The sequence below is a fragment of the Blochmannia endosymbiont of Camponotus sp. genome (assembly GCF_023586085.1).
Classification (GTDB): domain Bacteria; phylum Pseudomonadota; class Gammaproteobacteria; order Enterobacterales; family Enterobacteriaceae; genus Blochmanniella.
Genome location: NZ_CP097757.1, coordinates 429,288 through 455,353, shown reverse-complemented (window position 1 = coordinate 455,353; position 26,066 = coordinate 429,288). Strand labels below are relative to the sequence as shown.

Here is a 26,066-nt window from a genome sequence, read left to right as displayed (position 1 = left end):
TAATTATTTATATCCGATACTATAAGAGCATATTTATTTAGATTTTGTTATTGTGTTATCATTAATATTTAGTGCAAGTTGAAATTGTAATTATACATACATATCAGAACATGATACACAAATCATTATAGATATATTATTTAAAATATAATTATATATTGATTGTAAGCTATGTTCTAAACACAATTATATATTTCATGCATTAACTAAGAATATAACATATCATCAGTAAAAAATTTTGTTTGATTTAGTTTTTTTTAATAAAATGACTACGTGTAGTACCGAGTTTAAACGCTAAAGCTGAAGCAATGTATATAGAAGATATTGTCCCAATAATCGAGCCAAGTAATAAGGTTGTTACAAATCCATGTAATATAGTTCCCCCAAAAATTAATAATATAAATAGTACCATAATAGTTGTAACTGAAGTTATAATAGTTCTATTTAGTACCTGACTTAATGATATATTAAAAATATCTATAGATTCTACTATAGATATGCGACGGAAATTTTCTCTAATTCTATCAAAAATGACAATCTTGTCATTAATAGAATAACCAATTGCTGACATTAAAGCAGCAATAATGGTTGAATCTATTTTAGTAGCTAACAAAGATAAAGTACCTGAAATAACTATTATATCATATGTTAAAGATACAACCACTCCAGTAGCCAATCTCCATTCAAAACGAAACGTTATATATAGTAAGATACATATTAATGCAACTAATAAAGCTATGATTCCTGTATTTATTAATTGGTTACTAACACTTGGACCAATCCAATTTGCTTGTTTAATAAAAAATTTTTGAGTAATAGTCTTTTGTAAAATATGTAAGACATTATTTATAGTGTTTTGGTTGATTTGATTTTTATTTGAATCTAATGGAACTCGTATTCCTATATCTTGGGGGGAACCAAAATGTTGTACTATAGTATGCTTAAGTCCTGACTGAACTAAAATATTTTGAATTTCGATGGGATCTATACTTTTTTCTGAAACAATTTCAATTAATATGCCTCCGGTAAAATCTAACCCCCAATTAAAACCACGTGCTGCCATAGTGCAACATGAAATAAAAAATAAAAATATTGATAAAAAAAATATTATACGTCTCCATGAGAGAAAATTATAAATTTTATAGTAAGTGTTGTTCATATTAATAGATTTAAATTGAGGTTATATTGATAATATAATATATAGTTTTAAAAATTCAATAAAATTAAATAGATAGTTTATTAATGTGTTTTTTTCCATAAACTAAATTAACAACAGAGCGAGTACCAACAATAGATGTAAACATTGATGTCCCTACTCCAATGATCGTAGTAATGGCAAATCCTTTAATTGGCCCTGTTCCAATTAAATATAATATAATAGAGGTAATAATAGTTGTAATATTTGCGTCTACAATGCTAGTAAATGCTTTACGATACCCTGTATGTATGGCATATTGCACGGGTCTACCTTGTTTTAGTTCCTCCTTGATTCTTTCATTAATTAATACATTTGCATCTACAGCTACGGATAAAGTTAATATAATCCCCGCTATGCTTGGCATAGTTAATACCATGCCTGGGATTATAGAAATTATACTTATTATAAGTATTAAATTAGCAATTAGTGCAATACTCGCAATTAATCCAAAGTAATGGTACCACAAAACCATAAAACATATAGAAGTTAATACTCCTAAAATACACGCAGTTAATCCCTGTGTGATATTTTTTTTACCAAGCATAGGGCCAATAATTCGTTCTTCTTCAATATGAATAGGTGTTGTTAGAGTTCCCATACGTAATAATAGCGATAGATGGCGTGCTTCATTTAAGTTATTAATTCCAACAATACGGAAATTATTATTTAATTGAGATTGAATAGTAGCGATATTGACAATTTTTTCATGTTTGATGAGAAGTGGATGGCCTTTAGAATCTTTTTCTCCACTATCTTTGTATTCTACAAATAAAGTAGCTATAGTTTTTCCAATATTGTTTTTGGTAAAGTTTGAAATTATAGAGCTGCCTATTTTATCTAAAGTAATATTTACTTGAGGACGGTTATATTCATCTAAACTGGTATTGGAATTTACAATAAAATTTCCAGATAAAATTACTTGTTTGTATAATGGCACTAAATAGCCATTATTAGTCAGCTTTATTTCAGAATCTTCTGGAATTAAATTATTATTTATTTCAAAGTCACTTATTGCTGAATTAATTAGACGAAACTCTAGGCTTGCTGTTGTGCTAAGTATTTTTTTAACTTTTTTAATATCTTGAACGCCGGGTAATTCTATAATAATACGATCAATTCCGTGACGTTGCACTAATGGTTCAGTAATACCTAATTGGTGTATACGATGATATAAAATAGTAGAATTTTGTTGTACTGCATGTTCACAAATTTCATATTTTTTTCTTTCAGAGAAAGTAAGGTTTAATTTATTATCTTCTATTCTATGTATTATTAAATCATGATTTATTTCGGATAGCGGTATAATTGCTTTATTTCTATAATTAGAATTTTGAAAATTAATTTCAATTCCATGATTTTTAATTTTATACATTTTTGTATAAGGAATTTTTTTTTCAAATAAGGTAGCCTTTAAGGTATCAATATATTGTTCTTGTAATTTATTTAGTATAATTTCTGTATTTACGTGTATTACAAAATATATTCCCCCGCATAAATCTAATCCTAATTTTATAGGTTTGGCTTTTATTACAGACAACCAATATGGGGCCGCTGGAGTAGTACAAAGAAATATTTGGTATTTATTTATGAAAATAGTTGATAATTTTTGATAAGCTTTTAGTTGATCTTTTTCACAAAAAAATTGTATTAAAATTTTATTTGTTTGTAATGAAATGGATTTATTAGTTATTTCTTCGTTTTTTAGTATTTTTTTTATTTTAGATAATAAGACATTATCAAGTGCTTGATGATTTTCTTCTGTAATATATTGAGTAATATATATTGCAGGTTTATTTCCATATAGACTGGGTAATGTATAGATTATACCAGTAGCAAACACTAGTATAACTGCGAGATGTTTCCATAAAGAATAATGATTTAACACCGGTTTTTATCTCAAGGTACGTAATATTAAGAATTATAATGCTTTCATTGTACCTTTAGGTAAAATGGCGGTAACACAATCACGTTTAATTAATATTTCATTGCCACTGGTATCATTTTTCTCGTTGAGAATGATAAAAATATAGCCTGTTTCTGTAATTCTGACTACGCGGCCTATTATCCCCCCATTGGTTAGAATTTCATCTCCTTTGGAGATAGAGCTCAATAATTCTTTATGAATTTTATTGCGTTTTTGTTGTGGTCTAAAAATCATAAAATAGAAAATTCCAGCAAATATTGCTAACATAATTGCTAAAGAATATGGGTTGTTCTGGGAATTGGAATTAGCACTGGCCCAAGCAGTGTTAATGAATATATTCATGTGTGTTTCCTATGATATAAAATAGTTGCATTATTGGTTTAATTTAAAAATATTTAATTTGTAATTTAATAACTAAATACGATTAGTACGTTGATAAAAGATATTAATAAAATTTTTTAATGATTTCATTTTTATGGCTTGGCGTAACTCCTTCATTAAATTCTGGTAATATCGTAAATTATGAATGGTGTTTAAACGTACACCAAGGATTTCTTTGCAACGATCTAAATGATGTAAGTACGAACGACTATAATATCGACAAGTATAACAATTACAGTTCTTATCTATCGGAGAAGTGTCTGTTTTATACTGTGTATTACGAATTTTAATTATTCCATCAGAAACAAATAAATATCCATTACGAGCATTACGAGTTGGTATAACGCAATCGAACATATCAATGCCTTGTCGTACAGCTTCTAGCAAGTCTTCTGGTTTACCAGCGCCCATTAAGTAACGTGGTTTATTTTTGGGAATTATTTTACATATATGAGATAAAATACGATGCATATCTTTTTTTGGTTCACCTACCGATAAACCTCCTATTGCGTATCCATCAAAACCGATATTTATTAATTCTTTTGCCGATATATCTCTTAAATGTTCATACATTCCTCCTTGAATAATGGCAAACAACATATTTGAATTATGTAATGTATCAAAACGCAAACGACTGCGTTCAGCCCAGTGTAAAGATAAGTCTACTGATTTTTTTATATAATCCCAAGTATTAGGATAAGATGTGCATTCATCAAATATCATAACTATATCAGATTGTAAATCATGTTGAGTTTCGATAGATTTTTCTGGAGTTAAAAATACAAGATGCCCGTCGATAGGGCTCTTAAAGTATACCCCTTCTTTTGTAATCATGCGTATTTTACTTAAACTAAATATTTGAAATCCTCCCGAATCTGTAAGTATAGGACCCATCCAGTTCATAAATTTATGTAGATTACCATGTAATTTTATGATATTTGTGCCGGGACGTAACCACAAATGAAAAGTGTTACTTAAAATAATTTGTGTTCCACTTTCTTTAATTTCTTCCGAAGTTAATGTTTTTATAGATCCACAGGTTCCTACTGGCATAAAGGCAGGCGTATCCACTATTCCTCGGTTACAAATAAGTCTACCAAGACGAGCACAACCATCTGTTTGTAATAATTGAAATGTCATAATTTTTATCCTAACTAAATAAATATTTATCAATCAAATACAAATATGATGGAGATTGACTATAAACTTATATAATTTATTATGAATCTGTGTCTAGATATACTGTAAATAATAAATATATTGTTTTTATAATTACATATTTATACTTATATGATATAGTTCATGATTCTCAGTAAATATATGATGATAGTTTTCTTTTTTTAATTTAATTTTTATTAATTTTAATAAACTTAATTTTTGAAATATATCACTAAAAATGAAGTTAATAATTATATTATATTGATACTACATATTGATGTAGTATTTGATTATTTTATGTTAGCTGACTGACATCGATTATTGTATATATGTTTTTATTTTTAATGTAGTAGTTAACCATCGTGTTATGAACATCTGTATATGTTTATTGCATTAGTACAATTTTATCTTGATAGAGTTTGTGTTAATTAATACAATAAAATGGTTATATAAGGTTATGAAATCATTTTCATATTATTGTAAAATTTGGTCAATAAAGAATTATCGAAAATATCACTTGACTATTGAAATAATCACCTAAATTTGGTTTATATATCGTAATGTTTTGATCTGTTGTTTATAATCTGTTGCATTTATGTATTAAAATGAGATGAGATAGATACATATAGTTGGTATTATTTTACATCATACATACGATTATTAATCATAATCATTAATAAATAAATTTTGTAAAATATTTTGTAGAAACTATTAAGTATATATCCTATATTGTAAGCGTGTATATTCTCGTTATTTAATGCTATTGTACTATATCAGACATCAATTTTATCAACTGAAAGATTGTATATAATCAGTGTTGCTATAAAAATATTAATTCTTCCATTATTACATTTACATAATCTAATAGATTTTATTTTGATATAATTAAATATTAAAATATTTTAATACTAATTTTTAAAATATTTAAACAATCTAATGTAACTATTAGTTAATTATTTTTGTAATCTGATTATAATTGATGAAATTTTTGTTTAAATATAGATATTTAATAATTTAGTTTATAAGCAATTTAAATAAAAAATCTGGAACTTGTTTGAATAGTTTTATTATAAAGTAATTTATATATTTTATTTAAATTTATTATAATAAATTATTAATTTTTTAGTTAAAAATTTAATGTATAAACAATTGATTAAGATAATATATATAGATAGTGTAATGTATGAAAAATTGTTATTTTAATAACTAAAAATAAATTTATTTTTAAAACATATATATTATATGTAATAATTTGATTAAAATAATTTATTCATAAAAATAATTAAAATTGTCAACAATTACATTTTTTAAAAGAATAATAATCCTTTATTTAATAATATTTCCTTTTGATATTATTTGCATAAAGATGGGTTAAACGTTAAAATAGGATGTTGATTATTAGTATAAAATTAATTCACATATTTAATATGTTAATATTTTAAGCAAAAGTTGAGAGGTTAAATATGGTATTGGTTAGTCGTTGTGCTCCAGATTTTACTTCTTCTGCAGTATTAGGAAGCGGGGAAATTGTAGATAATTTTAATTTATTAGATTGTATTAATAAAAAGGAAGCGATAGTATTTTTTTGGCCTATGGATTTTACTTTTGTTTGTCCATCAGAATTAATTGCTTGTGACAAACGTTATGTTGAGTTTCAGAAACGGAATGTAGAAGTTATTGGAGTTTCTATAGATTCAGTTTTTGTACACAGTGCTTGGAGGAACATCCCTATAAGTCAGGGAGGGATTGGGTCGTTGCAGTATACTATGGTTTCTGATGTAAAACATGAAATTATAAAAAAATATGGTATTGAACATTTAGATAAAGGAGTTGCTTTACGTGCTTCTTTTTTAATAGACAAATTAGGAATTATACGACATCAGGTGGTGAATGATTTGCCATTTGGTAGAAATTTTGATGAGATGATTCGTATGATAGATGCATTACAATTCCATGAGATTCATGGTCTTTTGTGTCCTGCTCAATGGAGTAAAAATAAAGAGGGATTAGAAGCATCTCAGCAAGGAGTAATGAATTATCTTATTGGTAATTTCTCTCAATTATAAAATAGAACATCCAATAATATTGATATGTTAATTTTTTGTAATTAAATTAATTTATGCCGATATAGCTCATATAATAGGCAGAGCGGCGCATTCGTAATGCGAAGGATATAGGTTCAAATCCTATTATCGGCATAATGATATGATTTAGTTTAAACTTTCCGCCACATTGGGATTTTAAATCTTGTGGGGGATTGATATTAAAGATTTAATTATTTTAAATTTTATATGATGTGATGAAAATCCTTCGTGTATTGCAAGCTCGTGCTAACTTTTTAGTTCTTTTTAATAAACAGATGTCATTTCTTTTTCTACGATTAGAATGAGTAGATGAATGATTTTAATATGAATTTCTTGAATATGATCAGGATAACTTGAGTATGGTACACAAATTTCTAAATTTATAGAATTAGATAATTTATTTCCTTTTTTTTCTCCAGTCAAAAAAATTGTTTTCATGTTTTTTTTATGCGCCGCTTCTATAGCATATAAAATATTGGTTGATTTACCAGAAGTAGAAATGGCAAATAGTAAATCTTTTTCATTTCCGACAGACTCAACATAGCGAGAGAATACATATTCATAACCAAAGTCGTTACCGACGCATGATAAATATGATGGATCAGAAATAGCTATAGCTGCATAGCCCACTCGATTATTTCTATAACGTCCGGTTAATTCTTCTGAAAAGTGCATAGCATTACAGTGTGAACCACCATTTCCACAAGATAATACCTTTCCTCCTGTTTTGAAAGTATTGGCAATAAGTTGTGCAGACGATTCTATTGTATAAATATTACGTTTTTCACGAATAAAAATCTGCATCATTTTTATGGTTTCATTAAATTCATTGCAAATTAAATCATGGTACATGATAACTCCTGAAAATAGAAATATATATAGGATAAATATAATACTATAATTGCAATAAACCGCATTATATCTGATATAACAGATCAGATATATAATTTTTTAACTGTTATTAATAATAAATATATTTGTTTGGGTTATCATTTATCTACAACCTAGTTAAATAACTTATTATTTGTTATATTATTATTACTGTCGCCATATACAGTTTTTATTTGTTTTCTGTATACGATCTAAACATGCTTCATGGGCTAATTTTTCTTGTTCATCGGCATAAATAATTTTTGATGATGTTGTATTGGTATTAACATATTTTGTATTATTATTCAATCGCATTGAATTACTAACTTTGTTATTTGGCATATTTGTTATTTTCATAAATTCCATTTTTGTTTGTCCTCCGCTCATGGATAAAAATACATTAGCTAAAAGCTGTGCATCAATTAATGCACTATGTAGATTTCGTCGTTTATTGTTATTGATAAAATAACGTTCACATAGTGCATCTAAATTATTACGTTGTCCTGGAAATTTTTTACGAGCTAATTTTAGGCTGTCAATTATAGTACAATAAGATTCTATTTTTTTTTGGCTTTTGTTGCATATCTGTAGCTCTTGATTAAGAAAACCTAGATCGAATGGAGCATTGTGAATAATTAATTCGCTATCGCTAATAAACATTAAAAATTCATTTATTATTTCTGAAAAAGTTGGTTTATCCTTCAAAAATTGATTGCTAATTCCATGTATTTGAAAAGCTTCAATATCGATTATACGATTTGGTTTAAGGTATACATGAAATTTATTATCAGTTAAACGACGGTTTATTATTTCTACTGCCCCGATTTCAATAATTCTATGGCCTGCATAGTGCAGGCCAAACTTATTCATACCAGTGGTTTCGGTATCTAGAACAATTTGTCGTATAATATCAGTGCTCATATCTTCTTATTTGTATCACACTAGTTAATTTATAATTAACATTATAATATATCTTATATATGTATAAAAAAATAGAAATTTTCACTGATGGATCATGTCTTGGTAATCCAGGCCCGGGTGGTTGTGCCGCTATATTACGATATAAACAATATAAGAAAGAGTTTAGCATTGGATATCGTTTAACTACTAACAATCGTATGGAGTTAATGGCGGCTATTATTGCGTTAGAATCACTTAAAAATCCATGTCAAATTATTTTAAATACTGATAGTCAATATTTATTGCATGGGATTACTCAATGGATTCACATATGGAAAAAACATCATTGGAAAACTGCTGAAGAAAAATTAGTAAAAAATATTGACTTATGGCAACGTTTAGACATAGCGACACAACCACATTCCATTGCGCAATGGAATTGGTTGAAAAGTCATACTGGACATCCAGATAATGAACGATGTGATCAATTAGCTCGATTAGCCGCTAAGTATCCTTTAAATGAAGATTTTTATTAATGATAATAATATATTATTGTAAGTAATTATTTTTTACTTAAATAAATGTATATTTTTTATAAATATAATTTTTTGCATATAGAATGCTTCTATTTTTATAAAAATTTTTTACAAATTATATTATATACTATTTTCTATATTTAGTAGCATGATGTATCTTACAATAATTATCTAATTTTTCTGGCGTATTATATTTATATTTGACAAATTTGATCTGAAATACTAAAAATAACAAATTTTATATATTGTGTGTTGTTAAAAATTTAAAATATTTATTTAATAATTTATTAAATAGCGTAATTAATTATGAATATCATTAGAGTTTCAGCATTAAATACTAATTATATTTGGATTCTATATAATTATAGCAATGAATGTATAGTTATTGATCCCGGGGAAGCAGTAGCAGTATTAAAAATTTTAAAGAGATTTCAGCTTGTGTTACGGGCAATTTTATTAACTCATAATCATCCCGATCATGTCAATGGGGTGAGCGCATTAATGCAATATTTTCCAAAAACAATTATTTATGGCCCTTTGGAAACTAAAAATAATAGTGTTCATTTTTTAGTATCAGAGGGAGACGATTTTTTATTATTGCAAAAAAAATTTAGGGTATTTCATTTTCCTGGGCATACATTAGGGCACATTGGGTTTTACAGCGCACCTTGGTTATTTTGCGGTGATACTGTATTTTCTGCAGGTTGTGGTATGTTTTGCGCGGAACTGGCTCAAAAGATGTATGAGTCTTTTGTAAAAATTAGGCATTTTCCTTGTAATACTTTAATTTTTAGTGGGCACGAATATACTTTACTTAATGTTAATTTTGCTATTTCTATGTTACCTCATGATCAGTTTATTATTAATTATCGTAATAGGGTAATTAAATTACGTGAAAATAATAAAGCCACTGTACCGACCACGATAGATTTAGAACTGAAAGTTAATCCTTTTTTTCGTTGTAATAATATAGATGTAAAAAGATCACTTAATTTATCGTCTGATATAAAAGAAAAATGGCAAGTTTTTTATGAATTACGTAAAAAAAAGGATTTGTTTTAATTTTTCTTCCAGTTTTTTAAATTTTAAAAATAATTACTACAAATTTATAATAAACTTTCATCGATTATTATACTTGGATTAAGTGATATATTTTATAAAAGTTTAAAACTTTTATAAAATATATCACTTAATCCAAAAACACATTGTAATTTATGTTATAGTTACATCTGCGTTTAAATACGATATTTCTTTATTAAGATAAGAAATATCGTATTTTCTATAATAGTCTGACTAATTAATATATTTTATTCTTCAATAAAAAATTTTTATTTTCTATTTTTGCATTATTTTAATCGTTGTCAATAACTACATCAACTAAATGTAAGCCACTTGGCAGCCCCCGACTCTCGCATAGGGAAACCCCACACTACCATTGGTACTACGACATTTCACTTCTGAGTTCGGAATGGGATCAGGTGGTACTATCGCGCTGACGCCGCCAAGTTAGTTTCTATAACTATATATTTATACAACAAATATTTCACCAATCTCATAAAATATTGTATGTTATTTTAAAACTTTTATAAAGCAAAATATGTTTAAATTCATAAATTTTATCTGATAAGAATATATCTTAAAGATAGATAATTTTCTGTTTATTATTTTTTTTTGTAAAAAATTTGTAATTACATATAAAGAGTAGATCTTAAATGATTTAATATAGGATCAACAGAAGGAAGTAAGTTATGCCATAATAAAAATGCATGAGCCGCTTGTTCTACTAACATACCTAATCCATCTGAACAGTAGCTTGATCCATGTTTTTTACACCATGTTATGAATGATGTATCTTGTTTTTGGTAAAATAAATCGTAACATTTAGTTAAAGGAGTGATAATAGAAGACGGTATTTTCGGAACGGTATTGATCATACTGCTAGTCGTAGCGTTAATAATTAAATTATATTTATTAGTATTGTTACTTAATTCATATAAAGGTATACATGATACATTTTTATATCCTATTTCATGGCAATAAGATACTAATGTTTGGGCTTTATGTAATGTTCTGTTTACTACATGTATATAGCATTCTATTACCGTGGTTAACAATGCAAGAAGAATTCCTTTTGAGGCGCCTCCCGCACCGATTAATAAAATATTTATTTTTGTAGATTTGTTGTGGTGTGTTATTGCAGAGATATAATTGTTGTTGTTTATCCAGTTAAGACGTTTTAAATCACTAATAAATCCAATACCATCAGTATTATCTCCTAATAAAATTTCATTGTTTAGTTTTTTAATTGTGTTAACTGAACGGGCTGATTTTGCGCGTTCAGTTAATTTATGACACAGAAAGTATGCATGTTCTTTAAATGGAGCGGTAATATTTGCACCTAATCCGCCTAATTTAAAAAAATTATATAAGAGATTCTCAAAATTATTTTGTGACACTAATTTTAAGTCATATTCTTTTTTAATTCCAATTTCATTTGCAAATAATGCGTAAATTTCTGCTGATTTACTATGTTCGATTGGATTACCAAAAACAGCAAATGCACTCATTTATATATCTCCTCCAATAACAGAAACTATCCACGAATTAATTTATCAGTTATAATATCTCTAATTTCTGAAGGATTAGGTTTTCCAAGTACGTCTTCATACATGATGGGTATCCCATACCCGAATTGCTTGTATACTTCTGTGATAGTACGTGCAGGAGGTTTTCCAGATAGATTTGCGCTAGTAGACACTAAAGGTTTTCCAAAGGCTAAACAAAGACGTTGAATTGGTTCAAAATAACTGATTCGTACTGCTAAGGAAGAAAATCGACCTGTTAGCCAATATGGACTATTTATTCTTGCTGGAAATACCCATGTTGTCGGTCTAGGCCAAACAGAAAGGGCTCGAGATCTTTGTTTTTCATTTAAGCAGCTATCGTCGATATATTTTAGTAGTTGTGTGTAGTTGGCAGCAATTAAAATTAAACCTTTTTTCCATGATCTATGTTTGATTTTTAATAAAGTATGTATTGCATGTTTATTATCAGGGTCACATCCTAATCCAAATACTGACTCTGTTGGATAAATAATTACTTTTCCTTGATATAGTTGTACTAACAAATCTTTTATATTTGATGAAGATAATATTTTTGTCATAGACTATTATTGAATGAAAATATTATATAATATTCTTTGATCTAAATCACTGTTTGTAAAAGATTTTTTAAAGTTGTTAATCAATTCATTTTCTCAAAGTTTATACACAAAATTATAATATTTCAAGTTTTAATATTTTGATATACTTAAAATTATATAGATGTGATTCGATATCTTTTATTACGTATGTGTATTATAGTTCACTTAACATTCTATATATGTTTATATATATAGTTATATGTAGTTACATGTATCTGATTATTTAATTAGACTTTAAGTTCCAGGAGTTAAGTATTAAAAAATTTTATTAAAATAAATGAATTTTTAATATATGATAAGCATTAATATTTTATATTTATTTTTTCTGAATTATATCCATAATTTATCAGATCATATACAATTCACTTAAAATTTTATTTTAATAATTTTTTTATTTATGTCGATATTAGAAATACTGCGTTATCCTGATAAACGTCTTAGAAAAATCGCTGATCCTGTTATTGCAGTCTCTAATGAAATTAGGCAGATTGTAAATGATATGTTTGATACGATGTATTTTAATAAAGGCATTGGTTTAGCTGCAACACAAGTTAATATTCAACAACAAATTATTGTTATTGACCTTTGCGTAAAAAACAAGCAACGGCTAGTCCTTATTAATCCTAATATTATAAAAAGAACAGGTATTATTAGTATGGCTGAAAGTTGTTTGTCAATTCCTCAAATACATGAAATCATTCCACGTTCAGAAAATATAACAGTTCGGTCGTTAGATCAAAATGGTAATGAATTTGAGATAGAAGCAAATAATTTATTAGCAATTTGTATTCAACATGAAGTAGATCATTTATGTGGTAAGCTTTTTATTGATTATTTATCTCCATTTAAAATTAAAAGAATTTATAAAAAAATGAAAAAATTATCTTAAATATTATAGAGTATTTATTTTTATTTTTAGTATGTCGTATGTTATGAAACACACAAAATCATTGCGTATTGCTTTTTTTGGTACTGCAAATTTTGCAGCATGGCACTTATATACGTTAGTTTGTTTTTCTATACATCAAATAATAGCGATTTTTACTCAAGAAATACAAGTATCAAAACATAGATCCTTTTTATCTTTGCATGATATTGCAGAAAAGCACAATATAGCATTGTTTAAATCTAGTTTTTTGTCCATTTCTGAAATTATTTATATTATTAAAAAACTTAATGTGGATTTAATAGTAGTTGTATCTTATGGATTAATTTTACCAGAAGAAATATTAAATATACCGAGACTAGGGTGTATTAATGTACATGGTTCATTATTACCTCGTTGGCGTGGTCCAGCGCCAATACAACGTGCGTTGGAATATGGTGATGTTATTACAGGAGTAACTATTATACGAATGGATTTGGGCATCGATACTGGCGATATTTTTCATATTATGCCTTGTAATATTTTACCAAAAGATACTAGTTATACCCTTTCTGATAGATTAGCAAAGATGGGCTCCACCATGTTACTACAAGTACTGGATCAACTTATATTAGAAACATATACGCTAATACCCCAAGATTCAACTTATGCTACATATGCGCATAAATTAACTAAACAAGAAGCACGTATCGATTGGAAATTATCAGCTATTCAATTAGAGCGATGTGTCCGTGCTTTTAATCCATGGCCAATTAGTTATTTTCTGCTAAAAGATCGTCGTATTAGAGTATGGAGTGCCGAAGTAGGAAACCGAAATACAATGGATCACTGCTATCACTCGTTTGCATCTATGTTACCTGGTACTATATTATCAATTAATCCATATGGTATTCATGTTGTTACTGGTTCTGGAGTATTAATACTTACTATGTTACAAATTTCAGGAAAAAAAAGAACGTTAATATGTGATCTCCTGAATGCATATAAAGAATGGTTTATGCCTAATGCAGTATTGGAATAAAGTAAATTATATTAATTCATAATTTTTATTATGTTAATGAAGTAATTATTTATAATTATTTTTTATGCTTTTTATTATTTTAGATCGTTCCACTAGTTCGATGTATGCCATTGGAGCATTGTCTCCCTTACGTGATCCACATTTTAATACACGAGTATATCCTCCAGGACGGTTTAAAAAATGTGGGCTGATTTGTGTAAATAATTTTGTAACAATATTATTATCTCTGATTTTAGAAAAAATTAACCGCCGGTTTGCAACTGTATCTATTTTACTACATGTAATTAATGGTTCAATAATACGACGTAGCGCTTTGGCTTTAGATAAAGTAGTTTTTATAATTTGGAAAGTTACTAATGAAATAATCATATTGCGAAACATAGCCTTACGATGAGAACTAGTTCTATTTAATTTAGAGCCACTTTTTCTATGATGCATATACATTACCTTTATTAGATTATAATATTGAATTACAAATATGTTAACCATCTAAAATATTTGAAGGAGGCCAATTTTCCAAACGCATTCCTAAAGATAATCCACGAGAAGCTAACACGTCTTTTATTTCTGTTAATGATTTTTTTCCTAAATTAGGAGTTTTTAACAACTCTACTTCTGTTCGTTGTACTAAATCTCCAATATAATGAATAGATTCTGCTTTTAAACAATTAGCAGAACGTACAGTTAGTTCTAAATCGTCAACAAGGCGTAATAAAATTGGATCGAATTCTGGTTTTTCTTCCTTATGTTCTGGTTGATGTATATCTCGTAAATCAATAAAAGCCGAGAGTTGTTCAGATAAAATTGTTGCCGCACGCCTAATTGCCTCTTCAGGTTCTATAGTGCCATTAGTTTCTATATCAATAATTAGTTTATCTAAATCTGTACGTTGTTCAACACGAGCAGCTTCTACGTTATAAGAAATTCTTTCTACTGGACTATAACATGCATCTAATAATAATCGACCAATTGGTAAGGTATCATCTGATTCAGGATTAAATCTAGAAGAAGCTGGGACATAACCCCGTCCATGTTGTACTTTTATACGCATGTTAATAGATGCATTCTCATCGGTTATATGACATATAATATGACCTGGCGTAATAATTTTTACATTATTAGTATCATATGAAATATCATTTGCAATTACAGGACCGATCCCAGATTTTTTTAAAGTTAGAATAATATGATCTTTTCCTTCAACTCTAATAGCTAATTTCTTTAGGTTAAGCAAAATTTCTAAAATGTCTTCCTGTATACCTTCTTTTGTGGTATACTCATGCAATATACCATCAATTTCAACCTCTGTTATTGCATATCCAGGCATTGATGAAAGTAAAATACGACGTAGGGCATTTCCCAAAGTATGACCAAATCCTCGTTCTAATGGTTCTAGGGTAACTTTAGCGCGTGTTTTAGTAATTTGTTCAATATCTACTAAACGTGGTTTTAAAAATTCTATTGCAGAGTTCTGCATCACCGCCTCTCTTTTATTATCTTACAAGTTTTGTTTATTTTGAATATAATTCAACAATTAGATGTTCATCGATATTTGCAGATAATTCGTTACGTTCTGGGAAACGTTTATATATTCCTTGCAATTTAATAGGATCGACTTCAATCCATGCTAATTTTTCTCGCTGTTGCTCAGCGAGTTCTAAAGAAGCACGAATTCTGGATTGATTATGTGATTTTTTACGTATCTTAATAATTGTATTAGGCACAACTTGATATGAAGCTATATTAATAATATGATCATTAACCATAATGGATTTATGGCTTACTAGCTGACGAGCTTCAGCACGTGTTGCTCCAAATCCCATACGATATATAATATTATCTAATCTACTTTCTAATAATTTCAGCAAATTTTCACCGGTATTGCCTTTAATACGTGTAGCTTTTTTATAATAATTAGAGAATTGATGTTCTAAAATACCATATATACGTCTAACTTTTTGTTTTTCTCGTAACTGTATTCCATAATCTGAAAACCGAGATTTACGTATATTATGTTGCCCTGGGGGTTGTTCAGGTTTACATTTGGAATCAATTGGACGAATTCCAGATTTTAAAAAAAGGTCTGTTCCTTCACGACGACTGAGTTTCAGTTTAGGTCCTAAATATTTTGCCATACACTTAATTTCCTTAAAAATAACATTAGTCGTGTCTTTTTAGACACGACGTTTTTTGGAAGGACGGCAACCATTATGAGGGATCGGGGTAACATCAGTAATACTAGTGATATTGAATCCTGATGCGTTTAATGCTCGTACTGCAGATTCACGCCCTGGTCCAGGTCCTTTAACCATAACTTCTAAATTTTTTACTCCATATTCTTGCACTATTTCAGCGCACCGTTCTGCAGCTATTTGTGCAGCGAACGGTGTAGATTTGCGAGATCCACGAAAACCAGAGCCCCCAGCTGTAGTCCATCCCAGAGTATTACCTTGTTGATCACTAATAGTGATTATAGTATTATTAAAAGATGCATGTATGTGTGCTATGCCATCTAAAATTTGTTTTTTGAGTCGTCTGCGCGCTCGAAGATTGGATGATTTAATCATTTTATGTTTGTATATTTCTTTTATTAAACTTACTTAAGTTATTTGTTTATTGATTTTCGAGGACCTTTACGGGTTCTCGCGTTTGTTCTAGTTCTTTGACCTCTCACTGGTAGATTACGACGATGTCGCAATCCGCGGTAAGTACCGAGATCTATTAAACGTTTAATATTTAGGGTCACTTCTCGACGTAAATCCCCTTCTACAATATATTTGTCTACTGCATCACGTAATTTATCTATATGGGCCTCAGATAATTTATAAAGTTGTAAATGTTCATTTATTCCTATATTTGAACAAATTAATCGAGCACGAGACTTACCAATTCCGTAAATGGACATTAAAGCAATAACGGTATGTTTGCGATCAGGAATATTGACACCTGCTATACGTACCACTATTTATACTCCTAAAATTGATATTAATAAAAATTATCCTTGTCGTTGTTTATGTTTTGGTTCTACACGACACACTACTCGAACGATATTGTGTCTTTTTACAATTTCACAATGACGACATAACTTTTTGACTGATGCACGTACTTTCATAGTTTTTCCTATATATAAAATTTATAAATTTTTAATCAGTGATTAAAGTGTTTCAGATTTGCTTTTTTTAGCACAGATTCATATTGACTGGACATCATTAAGGTTTGTATTTGAACCATAAAATCCATAATCACTACAACTACAATAAGTAAAGATGTTCCTCCAAAATAAAAAGGGACTCTCATAGAGATTCTCATAAACTCTGGCACTAAACAAATAAATGTAACATATATCGCTCCAATAAAAGTTAAACGAATCATAATTTTATTGATATGTTTTGCAGTTTGCTCCCCTGGCCTAATTCCGGGAACAAATGCTCCAGATTTTTTTAAATTTTCAGCTGTTTCACGCGGATTAAATACTAAAGATGTGTAAAAAAAACAAAAAAACATGATAGCTGCTGCATAAAGTAACATATATAATGGTTGGCCCGGTTGTAGATATAAAGAAATTATAGCTAACCATTGCCAACTGGTGCTGCTACCAAACCAAGAAACAACGGTGCCTGGAAATAAGATTACACTGGAAGCAAAAATAGCAGGAATAACGCCAGCCATATTTACTTTAAGCGGTAAGTGTGTATTTTGGGCAGCATAAATACGACGACCTTGCTGACGATGAGCATAATGCACTAAAATTCGACGTTGTCCTCTCTCCATAAATACAACGAAAAAAGTAATACTAAATATCAAACAGATAATTAAAATTAATATGAAGAAATGTAATTCATCTTGTCTTACTTGTTCTATAGTATGGCCTATAGCGAGTGGTAATCCAGCGATTATTCCTGAAAAAATGATAACTGAAATGCCGTTTCCTATTCCTCTGTTAGTGATTTGATCCCCTAACCACATTAAAAAAACAGTGCCACAAACAAGACTAATAATTGCTATACAATAAAAGGAAAACCCTGGATTAATCACTAATCCAGACACACTAGGTAAACTAGTGACAATACCTACTGATTGTAATATTCCCAGTATTAAAGTACCATAACGAATATATTGGTTAATTAGTTTTCTTCCACTTTCTCCTTCTTTTTTAATTTCTATTAAAGTAGGATGTACTGCGGTTAATAGTTGCACAATAATTGAGGATGAAATATATGGCATAATTCCTAAGCTAAAAATAGAAGCACGACTTAAGGATCCTCCAGAAAACATGTTAAACATTTCAATAATAGTTCCTTGTTGTTGTTCTATAATTTTTGCTAAAACAATTAAATCTACTCCTGGGATTGGAATGAATGATCCAATCCGGAAAATAATCAAAGCGCTAATCACAAATATAATTCTTCGCTTCAATTCGTGTAACCCACCTTGTATGCTTTTAAAGGTAGATTTAGGTTGCCGTTTTTTAGTAACTATCATCATTTAATTTTTTGAATTACCCCTTTTTTATTTGCCCGCCTATAGCTTGAATGGCAATTCGTGCGCCTTTGCTAGTTCGTAAGCTACTATGTAGTATGATAGGACGTTTAATTTCTCCAGACATGATAATTTTAACAAACTTAATTTTTTTCTTGATAATATTATGTGTTTTTAGAACGTTTATATCTATTATTTTACCAGGATTAGGAATACAGGATAAAGCAGATAATCCGATTTCTTGGGTAACCATAGCTTTATGAGATGTGAATCCAAATTTTGGTAACCTACGGTATAAAGGAGTTTGTCCACCTTCAAACCCAAGACGTATTTTTCCTCCAGCACGCGATTTTTGTCCTTTATGTCCACGCCCTCCTGTCTTACCTAATCCAGACCCTATACCTCGACCTACTCGTTTACTTAAACGATTAGATCCTTTAGATGGAGAAATAGTGTTAAGATACATGATTTATTCCTCTACTTTAATTATGTAAGAAATTAAATTAATCATACCACGGATGGCAGGCGTATCAATTCTTTCAACAGTATTTCTGATATGGGATAATCCCAAACCACGTAAAGTTGCCTTATGTTTTGGTAGACACCCAATAGAACTTTTAGTTTGGGTCAATTTAATAGTTTTTAACATAATTATAATAACCTAAAATTTCTTTGATCGATTTACCCCTTTTTTCTGCAATCATTTGGGGAGATTTCATTTTTTGTAATGCATTTAAAGTTGCACGAACTATATTAATAGGATTTGTAGATCCATAAGCTTTTGCTAATACATTATGTATTCCAACTACTTCTAAAATAGCACGCATTGTAGTTCCAGCGATTATTCCAGTTCCTTCAGAAGCAGGTTGCATATAAATATGAGAACCTGTATATGTTCCTTTAACTGCATGTTGTAAAGTTCCTTTATACAGAGAGACAATTATCATATTACGGCGAGCTTTTTCCATGGATTTCTGAATGGCCGATGGAACTTCACGAGCCTTACCGTAACCAAATCCCACACGACCATTTGTATCTCCTACTACAGTTAATGCTGTAAAACTAAATACGCGACCTCCTTTAACAGTTTTAGAAACTCGGTTTACTGTAATTAATTTTTCTTGTAATTCACTAGGCTGTTTATCAATATATTTCATTTTATTTGCCTTAATTTAAAATATTAGCCCAGCTTGTCTAGCATAGTTAGCTAACGTTTGTACTCTACCATGATATTTAAACCCAGAACGATCAAAAGATACGTTTGTAATATTTTTTTTTGTTGCACGTTCTGCAATAATTTTTCCTACTATAGCTGCAGCTTTTTTATTACTAGTTGTTCGTACTTGACTTGAAATTAGTTTTTCCGTCGTAGAAGCTGTAACTAATACATCTGAATTGTCTTTTGAAATTATTTGCGCATAAATATGCTTACAAGTCCGATGTACTACTAATCTAGTGGCTCCTAATTTATACAATTTCTTTCGTACTTTTGTAGCTCTTTTAATACGAGCATTTTTTTTATTCATATTACATTATTCTCTATATGATTGATAATCATTATCTTTTTTTAGTATCTTTGTTATGTATTATTTCATTAATGTAGCGAATACCTTTTCCTTTAAAAGGTTCAGGAGGACGAAGTGATCTTAAATCTGCTGCTATTTGTCCAACAATTTGCTTATTTATCCCTGTTATAGTAATTTCGGTTTGACTGGGACATATCGCTGTAATTTCTACAGGTAATGTATAATTAATAGAATGAGAGAATCCTATAGTTAAGTTTATTATGTTATTTTTAACAGCTACACGATAACCTATCCCTATTAATTGTAGCTTTTTAGTGAACCCTGTTGTGACACCAGTAATCATATTATTAATTAACGCGTGCGTTGTCCCTATTAAGGCTTTATTTTTAATATTAATATTTTCGTTGGTATACACCAACAGTTTTTTTTCATCATGTAATTGCACAGCAATTGATTTATGTAATCTTAAAGTTGACGTTCCAAGTGTGCCTGTAACATAAATACAATGGTCTTGTAGTTTTATTGTTATTATATTAGGAATAAGAATTATTGTTTTATATACATGTGACGTAGAAATATGTTCAGTATCAGGATACATAACATATAATCTCCCCACCAACATTAAGCTGACGAGCTTTGTTATCTGTAATTATACCTTTAGAAGTAGAAATAATAACAATCCCCATGCCAGACATTATTTGAGGTAATTCTTTTTTCTTTCTATAGATACGTAGCCCAGGGCGACTAATACGTTTTATAGTATCTATGACGGGTTTTCTTTTTTGATAATATTTTAGAAATATTTCTAAAATGGGCTTAATATTATCTGTAACATTGTATTTCTTTATAAATCCTTCTTCTGCTAATACAGCAGCAATTGCTACTTTAATTGTGGAAGACGGGGTACAAATTTTTTCTTTTTTAGAAATTTGCCCGTTGCGTATAGTAGTTAACATTTCCGCAATTGAATCTTGCATACTCATTATGTATGACTCCGACAGTAAATAATTGATTACCAACTAGCTTTTCTTAGACCAGGTATTTCTCCGCGCATAGCAGCTTCACGTAACTTCATACGACTTAATCCAAATTTTCTTAAAAAAGCATGAGGACGTCCAGTGTGACGACAACGATTGCGTCGTCTAGATGGGCTAGAATCACGCGGCAAAGTTTGTAATTTTAAAACAGCGTTCCAACGTTCTTTATTAGAAATACGTTGATTAACAATAATTTTTTTTAGAGAAATACGTTGCGTATAATACTTATTAACTAATTTTAAACGCTTTATTTCACGCGCTTTTACGGATTCTTTAGTCATGCTTTAACTCTCTTATTTGAAGCGACACGATTATTTTCGAAATGGAAAACGACAAGCTGATAATAAAGCATGTGCTTCATTATCAGAAATAGCATTCGTAGTGATAGTGATATCCATTCCTCTCATATCGTCAACAGTATCATAATCAATCTCAGGAAAGATAATTTGTTCACGTATTCCAATGCTGTAATTACCATGGCCATCAAAAGACTTCATAGATAAACCACGAAAATCACGAATACGAGGCATAGCAATAGAAATGAATCTCTCAATAAATTCCCACATGCGTGCTCCTCTTAAGGTTACTTTACATCCAATTGGTTGACCTTGCCTAATTTTAAAACTGGAAATAGATTTACGCGCTTTAGTCATTATTGGTTTTTGCCCTGAAATTTTTATTAAGTCTTCTATTGCTTTTTCCAAAAAATTTTTATTGATAATAGATCTTCCTACTCCCATATTAATAGTAATTTTTTTAATTGTAGGAACTTGCATAACAGATCGGTACTGAAATTTTTGCATTAAACTCTGTATTACACTATTTTTATAATAATCATATAAATTAGTCATATGTTGTTCCGGTTACTTAACTATATCTCCATTAGACTTAAAGATGCGTATTTTTTTCCCATTTTTTATTTTAAATCCTACACGATCTGCTTTATTTAAAGTAGTATTAAATATTGCAATATTAGACAAATCGACAGATGCTTCCTTTTCGATAATACCTCCTGGTTGATTTTTATTTGGGATGGGTTTTTGGTGTTTTTTTATTAAATTTATTCCTGTTACTATAGCTCTACCTTTATCATAAAAAATGTGCTTTACTTTCCCCTTTTTTCCTTTGTCTTTTCCACTTAATATAATAACTTCATCATTACGTTTAATCTTAGCTGCTGCCATTATAATTATCTCCATCAAATTACTTCAGGGGCCAAAGAAATAATCTTCATAAATTTTTCATTACGTAATTCACGAGTTACTGGTCCAAAAATACGAGTTCCTACAGGTTGAGCAGTTGTATCATGTAGTAATACACAAGCATTATTATCAAATCTGATAACAGATCCATCTGAGCGACGTACACCTTTTTTTGTGCGTACTACAACAGCTTTTAATACATCACCTTTTTTTACTTTAGCGCGTGGTACTGCTTCTTTAATAGCAACTTTAATAACGTCACCAACATTAGCGTAACGATGGCCAGACCCTCCTAACACTTTAATGCACATTACATATCTCGCGCCAGAATTATCAGCAACATTTAAAATAGTACGTTCTTGAATCACATAAACTCCATAATAATTATAATAATAATAGTAATTAATTGACTTTTTCAAAAGAAAAATATCTGTGTATTCATTATATTAGTCATGTTAAACAATTTATTGTTAATTATATATTATATTTTATTTAAAAAAAATCTGATTTTTTGATAATAGAAGTTAATATCCAAGATTTTGTTTTAGAAATGGGACGACATTCTTGCACTGAAATGATATCTCCAATATTAGTTTCATTATTAGGGTCGTGTACATGTAATTTAGTGGTGCGTTTAATAAACTTTTCGTATGTTGAATGTTTAATTAAGCGTTCAACACAAATAACAGCAGATTTGTTCATTTTATTACTAATTACACGACCAATCAGGACACGAATCCTATCAGGCATAAAATATCCTCTTGTTTATATATTTTTATTATTAGATAAATAATGTTTAATCGATGCTATATTACGGCGCACTTTTTTTAATAAATGCAATTGTTTTAACTGACCTGCTTTTGCCTGTATACGTAAGTTAAAATATTCACGTAATACCTTTATTAATTCTTCTTTAAACGAAGTAATAACATTCTTTTTTTTTTGATTTAATGATTTTATTATTTTATTCATTATTTTCCTATTAAAGTGGTTTTAACTGGTAATTTTGCAGCACCTAATTTAAAAGCATTATATGCTAGTTCTTTTGGTACTCCATTTATTTCATATAAAATTTTTCCTGGTTGTATCAACGCCACCCAATATTCTACGTTACCTTTTCCTTTTCCCATTCGTACTTCGAGAGGTTTTTTAGTGATAGGCTTGTCTGGGAACACACGAATCCAAATTTGTCCTTGACGCTTGATAGCACGACTTATAGCACGCCGTGCGGCTTCAATTTGACAAGATTTTAATCGCCCACGACTAATAGCTTTTAAAGCAAATTTTCCGAAGCTGATACTGTCATTTGTTATTAACCCTCGATTACGCCCTTTATGCATTTTACGAAATTTTGTATGCTTTGGTTGCAGCAACATCCTATTACTATCCTTTATATGCGATTTTTATGTGTTTTTAATTGATTGATTAATTGATGGATTTGAGTAGCTTGTTGTAGTAGCAGATAATATATTTCCTAATATTTCTCCTCTAAACACCCATACTTTAATGCCAATTATACCATATGTGGTCTGTGCTTCTGCAAGACTATAATCAATGTCAGCACGAAAAGTATGTAATGGAACACGTCCTTCCCTATACCATTCGGTACGAGCAATCTCAGCGCCGCTTAATCTACCACTTATTTCTACTTTAATTCCTTTTGCGCCTAAACGCATTGCGCTTTGTACAACCCGTTTCATTGCCCGTCTAAATATTATTCTGCGTTCTAATTGAGATGCTATATTATCAGCTAATAGTTTCGCATCTAATTCTGGTTTACGAACCTCGGCAATATTTAGTTGCGTTGGAACACCAGAAATTTTTGCTATATTCTTACGTAATTTTTCAATATCTTCTCCTTTTTTTCCAATTATGAGCCCAGGTCTAGCTGTATAAACAGTCACTCTTATGCTTTTAGCAGGACGCTCAATAATTATACGAGATACTAAAGCTTTTGAAAGTTTTTTTGCTAAAAACTGACGCACTGAAAAATCGTTTCCTAAGTTATTAGAAAAATCTTTATTATTTGCATACCAAGTGGAATGCCATGTTTTGGTGATACCCAACCGTATTCCATTCGGATGTACCTTTTGACCCATTTGTAGTACTCCATCCGTTTAAGTATATTTTTAATTAGATACCATTATGGTAAGGTGACTTGTTCGTTTCATAATTTTATCTGATCGTCCTTTAGCTCGTGGCGTGATTCTTTTAATAGTAGGTCCATTATCAACAAAAATTTTAGCAATTTTTAAATTATTAAAATTTAAACCATCATTATGTTCCGCATTAGCAATAGCAGATTCTAAAGTTTTTTTTACTAATTTTGCGGCTTTCTTGTTGGTATATTCTAAAATATCAAGTGCTTGAGATACTTTTTTTCCTCGGATCATATTAATTACTAAACGAAGCTTTTGAGCAGAAGAACGAATATAACGGTATCTAGCAATTGTTTGCATACCAGATTATCCCCTATAGTGAATCTTATTTTAAGATTATAATTATTTTTTAACAATGGTTTTTGTTCTCTTATCAACTGAGTGGCCACGATACGTACGAGTTGGAGCAAATTCGCCTAATTTATGCCCGACCATTTCATCTAAAATGAATACAGGTATATGTTTACGTCCATTATGTATTGATATAGTTAAACCAATCATTCTTGGAAATATTGTTGATCGCCGTGACCAAGTTCTAATAGGTTTTTTATCACCTATTTCTATTGCTTTTTCTACTTTTTTAAGAAGATGCAAGTCAATAAATGGACCTTTTTTAATAGAACGAGGCATAAGTTTTTCCTAAAGTCTTGAAATTTTATCTTTTTCGATGAGATAATATAGATCTATTGGTACGTTTGTTACTACGTGTTTTTTTCCCTTTGGTTTGTACTCCCCAAGGAGATACGGGGTGTTTTCCAAAATTTTTACCTTCTCCACCTCCATGAGGGTGATCAATTGGATTCATAGCCGTACCGCGTACAGTAGGGCGATTGCCGCGCCATCTATTGGCCCCAGCTTTACCTAACATTCGCAACATATGTTCAGAATTACCAACTTCCCCTATAGTTGCTCGACATTCACAACGAACTTTACGTATTTCCCCAGATCGTAGTCTAAGAATCATGTATTCCCCATCACGGGCTACTATTTGTATATAGGTTCCTGCAGAACGTGCTAATTGCCCGCCTTTTCCTATTTTCATTTCTACGTTATGAATAGAAGATCCAATCGGGATATTACTCAGAGGTAAGGAATTGCCTAATTTTATCGGAACGTTTAGTCCAGAACTAATAACATCTCCTATTTTTATATTTTTTGGAGCCAAAATATAACGGCGTTCTCCGTCTTTATATAAGATTAATGCTATGTTTGCTGAACGATTTGGATCATATTCTACATGTTGTATTATGGCTGGAATCTCATCTTTATTACGTTTAAAATCAATTATTCGGTACCGTTTTTTATGCCCCCCTCCGATATGGCGTACAGTAATACGACCATAATTATTACGTCCGCCTGATTTATTAATTTTATTAGATAACAACGAAGAGCAAGGATTCCCTTTATATAAATCAAAATTAACTAATTTGCTAACATGTCTTCTACCTGGGGAAGTTGGGTTGCATTTAACAATAGGCATTTCTTTTAATTTTCCATATTTAT

General features: G+C 29.6%; 37 protein-coding genes, 1 tRNA gene and 1 rRNA gene. 6 read left to right on the top strand and 33 right to left on the bottom strand.

All coding sequences use genetic code 11. From position 1 onward, the window contains the following. Window positions 1-247: 247 nt before the first annotated feature. The 4 genes from secF to tgt all read right to left on the bottom strand — a co-directional run bounded on the left by secF (window position 248) and on the right by tgt (window position 4,643). Entirely contained in the window at window positions 248-1,159 is a 912-nt protein-coding gene (gene secF, locus M9400_RS01955; protein WP_250232182.1) for a protein translocase subunit SecF, read from the bottom strand. Window positions 1,160-1,223: 64 nt separating this feature from the next. Further along, window positions 1,224-3,083, bottom strand: coding sequence for a protein translocase subunit SecD (gene secD / locus M9400_RS01950; protein WP_250232180.1), 1,860 nt, complete (start codon window positions 3,081-3,083; stop codon window positions 1,224-1,226). 33 nt (window positions 3,084-3,116) lie between these two features. Then, window positions 3,117-3,464, bottom strand: a complete 348-nt coding sequence (yajC, locus tag M9400_RS01945; protein WP_250232178.1) for a preprotein translocase subunit YajC — start codon at window positions 3,462-3,464, stop codon at window positions 3,117-3,119. Window positions 3,465-3,536: 72 nt separating this feature from the next. Further along, entirely contained in the window at window positions 3,537-4,643 is a 1,107-nt protein-coding gene (tgt, locus tag M9400_RS01940) for a tRNA guanosine(34) transglycosylase Tgt (RefSeq protein ID WP_250232176.1), read from the bottom strand. Window positions 4,644-6,124: 1,481 nt separating this feature from the next. Here tgt and M9400_RS01935 point away from each other — a divergent pair. Together M9400_RS01935 and M9400_RS01930 are read left to right on the top strand one after the other, a co-directional pair. After that, window positions 6,125-6,727 carry a peroxiredoxin C gene (locus tag M9400_RS01935; protein ID WP_250232174.1) on the top strand — a complete coding sequence of 201 codons (603 nt, stop codon included), beginning with the start codon at window positions 6,125-6,127 and terminating at the stop codon, window positions 6,725-6,727. Window positions 6,728-6,782: 55 nt separating this feature from the next. Continuing rightward, window positions 6,783-6,859, top strand: a tRNA-Thr gene (locus tag M9400_RS01930). 150 nt (window positions 6,860-7,009) lie between these two features. On the opposite strand, the gene lpcA is transcribed toward M9400_RS01930, so the two are convergent. Beyond that, a complete protein-coding gene (gene lpcA, locus M9400_RS01925; RefSeq protein ID WP_250232172.1) occupies window positions 7,010-7,597 on the bottom strand; it encodes a D-sedoheptulose 7-phosphate isomerase in 588 nt (195 codons plus the stop codon). A gap of 186 nt (window positions 7,598-7,783) precedes the next feature. Continuing rightward, window positions 7,784-8,536: a DNA polymerase III subunit epsilon gene (dnaQ, locus tag M9400_RS01920; RefSeq protein WP_250232171.1), complete on the bottom strand. Its 753-nt coding sequence runs from the start codon at window positions 8,534-8,536 to the stop codon at window positions 7,784-7,786. 59 nt (window positions 8,537-8,595) lie between these two features. Here dnaQ and rnhA point away from each other — a divergent pair, with 59 nt between their 5' ends. Beyond that, window positions 8,596-9,051 carry a ribonuclease HI gene (gene rnhA, locus M9400_RS01915; RefSeq protein WP_250232169.1) on the top strand — a complete coding sequence of 152 codons (456 nt, stop codon included), beginning with the start codon at window positions 8,596-8,598 and terminating at the stop codon, window positions 9,049-9,051. Between the two features lie 306 nt (window positions 9,052-9,357). After that, complete coding sequence (gloB, locus tag M9400_RS01910) at window positions 9,358-10,113, top strand: hydroxyacylglutathione hydrolase (RefSeq protein ID WP_250232167.1); 756 nt, start codon at window positions 9,358-9,360, stop codon at window positions 10,111-10,113. Window positions 10,114-10,441: 328 nt separating this feature from the next. Here gloB and rrf read toward each other — a convergent pair. The 3 genes from rrf to tsaC all read right to left on the bottom strand — a co-directional run bounded on the left by rrf (window position 10,442) and on the right by tsaC (window position 12,214). Then, window positions 10,442-10,557: ribosomal RNA gene (gene rrf, locus M9400_RS01905) — 5S ribosomal RNA — on the bottom strand. 182 nt (window positions 10,558-10,739) lie between these two features. Further along, window positions 10,740-11,618 carry a shikimate dehydrogenase gene (gene aroE, locus M9400_RS01900; protein ID WP_250232165.1) on the bottom strand — a complete coding sequence of 293 codons (879 nt, stop codon included), beginning with the start codon at window positions 11,616-11,618 and terminating at the stop codon, window positions 10,740-10,742. 26 nt (window positions 11,619-11,644) lie between these two features. Continuing rightward, complete coding sequence (gene tsaC, locus M9400_RS01895) at window positions 11,645-12,214, bottom strand: L-threonylcarbamoyladenylate synthase type 1 TsaC (RefSeq protein WP_250232163.1); 570 nt, start codon at window positions 12,212-12,214, stop codon at window positions 11,645-11,647. Between the two features lie 436 nt (window positions 12,215-12,650). Between tsaC and def the strand changes: the two genes are divergently transcribed. Together def and fmt are read left to right on the top strand one after the other, a co-directional pair. Then, entirely contained in the window at window positions 12,651-13,142 is a 492-nt protein-coding gene (gene def, locus M9400_RS01890) for a peptide deformylase (protein ID WP_250232161.1), read from the top strand. Window positions 13,143-13,185: 43 nt separating this feature from the next. Then, window positions 13,186-14,160 carry a methionyl-tRNA formyltransferase gene (gene fmt, locus M9400_RS01885; protein WP_250232160.1) on the top strand — a complete coding sequence of 325 codons (975 nt, stop codon included), beginning with the start codon at window positions 13,186-13,188 and terminating at the stop codon, window positions 14,158-14,160. 45 nt (window positions 14,161-14,205) lie between these two features. Here the strand turns inward: fmt and rplQ are convergent, their stop codons facing one another. The 24 genes from rplQ to rplB all read right to left on the bottom strand — a co-directional run bounded on the left by rplQ (window position 14,206) and on the right by rplB (window position 26,043). Next, the gene (gene rplQ, locus M9400_RS01880) at window positions 14,206-14,598 is read right to left on the bottom strand and encodes a 50S ribosomal protein L17 (protein WP_250232158.1); all 393 of its coding nucleotides are present in this window, start codon (window positions 14,596-14,598) and stop codon (window positions 14,206-14,208) included. A 43-nt stretch (window positions 14,599-14,641) separates the two neighbouring features. Further along, entirely contained in the window at window positions 14,642-15,637 is a 996-nt protein-coding gene (locus M9400_RS01875) for a DNA-directed RNA polymerase subunit alpha (RefSeq protein WP_250232155.1), read from the bottom strand. 34 nt (window positions 15,638-15,671) lie between these two features. Continuing rightward, window positions 15,672-16,295, bottom strand: coding sequence for a 30S ribosomal protein S4 (gene rpsD / locus M9400_RS01870; protein ID WP_250232153.1), 624 nt, complete (start codon window positions 16,293-16,295; stop codon window positions 15,672-15,674). Between the two features lie 39 nt (window positions 16,296-16,334). Next, the gene (gene rpsK / locus M9400_RS01865) at window positions 16,335-16,727 is read right to left on the bottom strand and encodes a 30S ribosomal protein S11 (RefSeq protein ID WP_420022266.1); all 393 of its coding nucleotides are present in this window, start codon (window positions 16,725-16,727) and stop codon (window positions 16,335-16,337) included. Window positions 16,728-16,765: 38 nt separating this feature from the next. After that, complete coding sequence (rpsM, locus tag M9400_RS01860; protein ID WP_250232151.1) at window positions 16,766-17,122, bottom strand: 30S ribosomal protein S13; 357 nt, start codon at window positions 17,120-17,122, stop codon at window positions 16,766-16,768. Between the two features lie 33 nt (window positions 17,123-17,155). After that, window positions 17,156-17,272 carry a 50S ribosomal protein L36 gene (gene rpmJ / locus M9400_RS01855; protein WP_250232148.1) on the bottom strand — a complete coding sequence of 39 codons (117 nt, stop codon included), beginning with the start codon at window positions 17,270-17,272 and terminating at the stop codon, window positions 17,156-17,158. A gap of 35 nt (window positions 17,273-17,307) precedes the next feature. Next, window positions 17,308-18,642, bottom strand: coding sequence for a preprotein translocase subunit SecY (gene secY / locus M9400_RS01850; RefSeq protein WP_250232696.1), 1,335 nt, complete (start codon window positions 18,640-18,642; stop codon window positions 17,308-17,310). Between the two features lie 16 nt (window positions 18,643-18,658). Next, entirely contained in the window at window positions 18,659-19,105 is a 447-nt protein-coding gene (gene rplO, locus M9400_RS01845; RefSeq protein ID WP_250232147.1) for a 50S ribosomal protein L15, read from the bottom strand. Between the two features lie 3 nt (window positions 19,106-19,108). Further along, window positions 19,109-19,288 carry a 50S ribosomal protein L30 gene (gene rpmD, locus M9400_RS01840; protein ID WP_250232145.1) on the bottom strand — a complete coding sequence of 60 codons (180 nt, stop codon included), beginning with the start codon at window positions 19,286-19,288 and terminating at the stop codon, window positions 19,109-19,111. After that, window positions 19,272-19,796: a 30S ribosomal protein S5 gene (rpsE, locus tag M9400_RS01835; RefSeq protein WP_250232142.1), complete on the bottom strand. Its 525-nt coding sequence runs from the start codon at window positions 19,794-19,796 to the stop codon at window positions 19,272-19,274. The genes rpmD and rpsE overlap by 17 nt, the downstream gene beginning before the upstream one ends. A gap of 15 nt (window positions 19,797-19,811) precedes the next feature. Next, entirely contained in the window at window positions 19,812-20,165 is a 354-nt protein-coding gene (gene rplR, locus M9400_RS01830) for a 50S ribosomal protein L18 (RefSeq protein ID WP_250232140.1), read from the bottom strand. Window positions 20,166-20,196: 31 nt separating this feature from the next. Beyond that, window positions 20,197-20,763 carry a 50S ribosomal protein L6 gene (gene rplF / locus M9400_RS01825; protein ID WP_250232138.1) on the bottom strand — a complete coding sequence of 189 codons (567 nt, stop codon included), beginning with the start codon at window positions 20,761-20,763 and terminating at the stop codon, window positions 20,197-20,199. After that, the gene (gene rpsH / locus M9400_RS01820; RefSeq protein ID WP_250232136.1) at window positions 20,753-21,148 is read right to left on the bottom strand and encodes a 30S ribosomal protein S8; all 396 of its coding nucleotides are present in this window, start codon (window positions 21,146-21,148) and stop codon (window positions 20,753-20,755) included. Before rpsH ends, rplF begins: the two co-directional genes overlap by 11 nt. 29 nt (window positions 21,149-21,177) lie before the next feature. After that, window positions 21,178-21,483, bottom strand: a complete 306-nt coding sequence (rpsN, locus tag M9400_RS01815) for a 30S ribosomal protein S14 (RefSeq protein WP_250232134.1) — start codon at window positions 21,481-21,483, stop codon at window positions 21,178-21,180. 30 nt (window positions 21,484-21,513) lie between these two features. Continuing rightward, window positions 21,514-22,053 (bottom strand): 50S ribosomal protein L5, encoded by a 540-nt coding sequence (gene rplE, locus M9400_RS01810; protein WP_250232132.1) that lies wholly within the window; start codon window positions 22,051-22,053, stop codon window positions 21,514-21,516. 12 nt (window positions 22,054-22,065) lie between these two features. Continuing rightward, window positions 22,066-22,386, bottom strand: coding sequence for a 50S ribosomal protein L24 (gene rplX / locus M9400_RS01805; RefSeq protein WP_250232695.1), 321 nt, complete (start codon window positions 22,384-22,386; stop codon window positions 22,066-22,068). Between the two features lie 14 nt (window positions 22,387-22,400). Beyond that, window positions 22,401-22,772 carry a 50S ribosomal protein L14 gene (gene rplN, locus M9400_RS01800; RefSeq protein WP_250232130.1) on the bottom strand — a complete coding sequence of 124 codons (372 nt, stop codon included), beginning with the start codon at window positions 22,770-22,772 and terminating at the stop codon, window positions 22,401-22,403. A gap of 124 nt (window positions 22,773-22,896) precedes the next feature. Beyond that, window positions 22,897-23,154 carry a 30S ribosomal protein S17 gene (rpsQ, locus tag M9400_RS01795; RefSeq protein WP_250232128.1) on the bottom strand — a complete coding sequence of 86 codons (258 nt, stop codon included), beginning with the start codon at window positions 23,152-23,154 and terminating at the stop codon, window positions 22,897-22,899. 15 nt (window positions 23,155-23,169) lie between these two features. After that, complete coding sequence (gene rpmC, locus M9400_RS01790; RefSeq protein WP_250232125.1) at window positions 23,170-23,376, bottom strand: 50S ribosomal protein L29; 207 nt, start codon at window positions 23,374-23,376, stop codon at window positions 23,170-23,172. After that, the gene (gene rplP / locus M9400_RS01785) at window positions 23,376-23,777 is read right to left on the bottom strand and encodes a 50S ribosomal protein L16 (RefSeq protein ID WP_250232694.1); all 402 of its coding nucleotides are present in this window, start codon (window positions 23,775-23,777) and stop codon (window positions 23,376-23,378) included. The genes rpmC and rplP overlap by 1 nt, the downstream gene beginning before the upstream one ends. 30 nt (window positions 23,778-23,807) lie before the next feature. Further along, window positions 23,808-24,503, bottom strand: coding sequence for a 30S ribosomal protein S3 (gene rpsC, locus M9400_RS01780; RefSeq protein ID WP_250232123.1), 696 nt, complete (start codon window positions 24,501-24,503; stop codon window positions 23,808-23,810). Window positions 24,504-24,533: 30 nt separating this feature from the next. Continuing rightward, complete coding sequence (rplV, locus tag M9400_RS01775) at window positions 24,534-24,863, bottom strand: 50S ribosomal protein L22 (RefSeq protein ID WP_250232121.1); 330 nt, start codon at window positions 24,861-24,863, stop codon at window positions 24,534-24,536. A gap of 42 nt (window positions 24,864-24,905) precedes the next feature. Then, window positions 24,906-25,193, bottom strand: coding sequence for a 30S ribosomal protein S19 (gene rpsS / locus M9400_RS01770; protein WP_250232119.1), 288 nt, complete (start codon window positions 25,191-25,193; stop codon window positions 24,906-24,908). A gap of 25 nt (window positions 25,194-25,218) precedes the next feature. After that, a complete protein-coding gene (rplB, locus tag M9400_RS01765) occupies window positions 25,219-26,043 on the bottom strand; it encodes a 50S ribosomal protein L2 (protein ID WP_250232117.1) in 825 nt (274 codons plus the stop codon). Between the last annotated feature and the right edge of the window lie 23 nt (window positions 26,044-26,066).

Excerpts from the sequence above, each read along its gene's own strand:
- aroE (WP_250232165.1), bottom strand. The coding sequence starts at position 11,618 with ATGAGTGCATTTGCTGTTTTTGGTAATCCAATCGAACATAGTAAATCA.
- rpsK (WP_420022266.1), bottom strand. The coding sequence starts at position 16,727 with ATGATTAAATCATCCAATCTTCGAGCGCGCAGACGACTCAAAAAACAA.
- rpsS (WP_250232119.1), bottom strand. The coding sequence starts at position 25,193 with ATGCCTCGTTCTATTAAAAAAGGTCCATTTATTGACTTGCATCTTCTT.
- dnaQ (WP_250232171.1), bottom strand. The coding sequence starts at position 8,536 with ATGAGCACTGATATTATACGACAAATTGTTCTAGATACCGAAACCACT.
- rnhA (WP_250232169.1), top strand. The coding sequence starts at position 8,596 with ATGTATAAAAAAATAGAAATTTTCACTGATGGATCATGTCTTGGTAAT.
- rpsH (WP_250232136.1), bottom strand. The coding sequence starts at position 21,148 with ATGAGTATGCAAGATTCAATTGCGGAAATGTTAACTACTATACGCAAC.
- rpmJ (WP_250232148.1), bottom strand. The coding sequence starts at position 17,272 with ATGAAAGTACGTGCATCAGTCAAAAAGTTATGTCGTCATTGTGAAATT.
- rplB (WP_250232117.1), bottom strand. The coding sequence starts at position 26,043 with ATGCCTATTGTTAAATGCAACCCAACTTCCCCAGGTAGAAGACATGTT.
- M9400_RS01875 (WP_250232155.1), bottom strand. The coding sequence starts at position 15,637 with ATGCAGAACTCTGCAATAGAATTTTTAAAACCACGTTTAGTAGATATT.
- gloB (WP_250232167.1), top strand. The coding sequence starts at position 9,358 with ATGAATATCATTAGAGTTTCAGCATTAAATACTAATTATATTTGGATT.
- rpmD (WP_250232145.1), bottom strand. The coding sequence starts at position 19,288 with ATGTTAAAAACTATTAAATTGACCCAAACTAAAAGTTCTATTGGGTGT.
- fmt (WP_250232160.1), top strand. The coding sequence starts at position 13,186 with ATGAAACACACAAAATCATTGCGTATTGCTTTTTTTGGTACTGCAAAT.
- secY (WP_250232696.1), bottom strand. The coding sequence starts at position 18,642 with ATGATAGTTACTAAAAAACGGCAACCTAAATCTACCTTTAAAAGCATA.
- rplO (WP_250232147.1), bottom strand. The coding sequence starts at position 19,105 with ATGTATCTTAACACTATTTCTCCATCTAAAGGATCTAATCGTTTAAGT.
- rplR (WP_250232140.1), bottom strand. The coding sequence starts at position 20,165 with ATGAATAAAAAAAATGCTCGTATTAAAAGAGCTACAAAAGTACGAAAG.
- lpcA (WP_250232172.1), bottom strand. The coding sequence starts at position 7,597 with ATGTACCATGATTTAATTTGCAATGAATTTAATGAAACCATAAAAATG.
- rplQ (WP_250232158.1), bottom strand. The coding sequence starts at position 14,598 with ATGCATCATAGAAAAAGTGGCTCTAAATTAAATAGAACTAGTTCTCAT.
- rpsD (WP_250232153.1), bottom strand. The coding sequence starts at position 16,295 with ATGGCAAAATATTTAGGACCTAAACTGAAACTCAGTCGTCGTGAAGGA.
- tsaC (WP_250232163.1), bottom strand. The coding sequence starts at position 12,214 with ATGACAAAAATATTATCTTCATCAAATATAAAAGATTTGTTAGTACAA.
- secF (WP_250232182.1), bottom strand. The coding sequence starts at position 1,159 with ATGAACAACACTTACTATAAAATTTATAATTTTCTCTCATGGAGACGT.
- rpsN (WP_250232134.1), bottom strand. The coding sequence starts at position 21,483 with ATGACTAAAGAATCCGTAAAAGCGCGTGAAATAAAGCGTTTAAAATTA.
- rpsC (WP_250232123.1), bottom strand. The coding sequence starts at position 24,503 with ATGGGTCAAAAGGTACATCCGAATGGAATACGGTTGGGTATCACCAAA.
- rpsQ (WP_250232128.1), bottom strand. The coding sequence starts at position 23,154 with ATGCCTGATAGGATTCGTGTCCTGATTGGTCGTGTAATTAGTAATAAA.
- M9400_RS01935 (WP_250232174.1), top strand. The coding sequence starts at position 6,125 with ATGGTATTGGTTAGTCGTTGTGCTCCAGATTTTACTTCTTCTGCAGTA.
- def (WP_250232161.1), top strand. The coding sequence starts at position 12,651 with ATGTCGATATTAGAAATACTGCGTTATCCTGATAAACGTCTTAGAAAA.
- tgt (WP_250232176.1), bottom strand. The coding sequence starts at position 4,643 with ATGACATTTCAATTATTACAAACAGATGGTTGTGCTCGTCTTGGTAGA.
- rplV (WP_250232121.1), bottom strand. The coding sequence starts at position 24,863 with ATGCAAACAATTGCTAGATACCGTTATATTCGTTCTTCTGCTCAAAAG.
- rplE (WP_250232132.1), bottom strand. The coding sequence starts at position 22,053 with ATGACTAATTTATATGATTATTATAAAAATAGTGTAATACAGAGTTTA.
- rpsE (WP_250232142.1), bottom strand. The coding sequence starts at position 19,796 with ATGAAATATATTGATAAACAGCCTAGTGAATTACAAGAAAAATTAATT.
- rplX (WP_250232695.1), bottom strand. The coding sequence starts at position 22,386 with ATGGCAGCAGCTAAGATTAAACGTAATGATGAAGTTATTATATTAAGT.
- rpmC (WP_250232125.1), bottom strand. The coding sequence starts at position 23,376 with ATGAATAAAATAATAAAATCATTAAATCAAAAAAAAAAGAATGTTATT.
- yajC (WP_250232178.1), bottom strand. The coding sequence starts at position 3,464 with ATGAATATATTCATTAACACTGCTTGGGCCAGTGCTAATTCCAATTCC.
- rplF (WP_250232138.1), bottom strand. The coding sequence starts at position 20,763 with ATGTATCCTGATACTGAACATATTTCTACGTCACATGTATATAAAACA.